This window comes from Parafrankia sp. Ea1.12 (assembly GCF_900465275.1).
GTDB lineage: Bacteria > Actinomycetota > Actinomycetes > Frankiales > Frankiaceae > Parafrankia > Parafrankia soli.
Window position 1 is genome coordinate 1 of the sequence record NZ_UBIZ01000460.1, and the last position, 600, is coordinate 600.

Consider the following 600-nt stretch of genomic DNA (forward strand, 5'->3'; position numbering starts at 1 on the left):
GCGGTGACCTGCGCGTTTACCCGCCGGACAGGGCCCGCCTCGGGCAGGCTGGATGGTCATGGTGTGGTCGCTGCTCTACGCCCTGACACGCAACGCTCTCGGACTGATGTTGCTCCGCGTGCGTGGCGACACCGCGAAAGACGTGGAGCTCCTCGTCCTGCGACATCAGGTGGCGGTGCTGCGCCGGCAGGTGAACCGCCCGGCCCTGGAACCGAAGGATCGGGTAATCCTCGCAGCCCTGTCCCGGCTGCTACCCCGAGCCCGCTGGAGTTCGCTCTTCGTCACCCCCGCCACCGTGCTGCGCTGGCACCGGGAACTCCTCGCACGAAAATGGACCTACCCTCGCAAGACCCCTGGGCGGCCCCCGATCCGCCGGGAGATCCGCGATCTGGTCCTGCGCCTCGCCCAGGAGAACCCGACCTGGGGCCACCGCCGGATCCAAGGAGAACTGATCGGGCTGGGTTACCCGGTCGGAGTCGCCACCGTCTGGCGGATCCCGCACCGCGCCGGCGTCGACCCCGCACCCCGCCGGGCCGACACCTCCTGGCGCACGTTCCTGCGCGCCCAGGCCTCCGGCCTGCTGGCCTGCGACTTCTTCAC

1 protein-coding gene is annotated in these 600 nt (G+C 70.5%); it reads left to right on the top strand.

The window, feature by feature from the left end:
- Positions 1 to 52: 52 nt before the first annotated feature.
- Positions 53 to 600 (top strand): helix-turn-helix domain-containing protein (locus FMEAI12_RS27300; protein ID WP_304598634.1); only part of this gene is annotated, 548 nt, incomplete at its 3' end.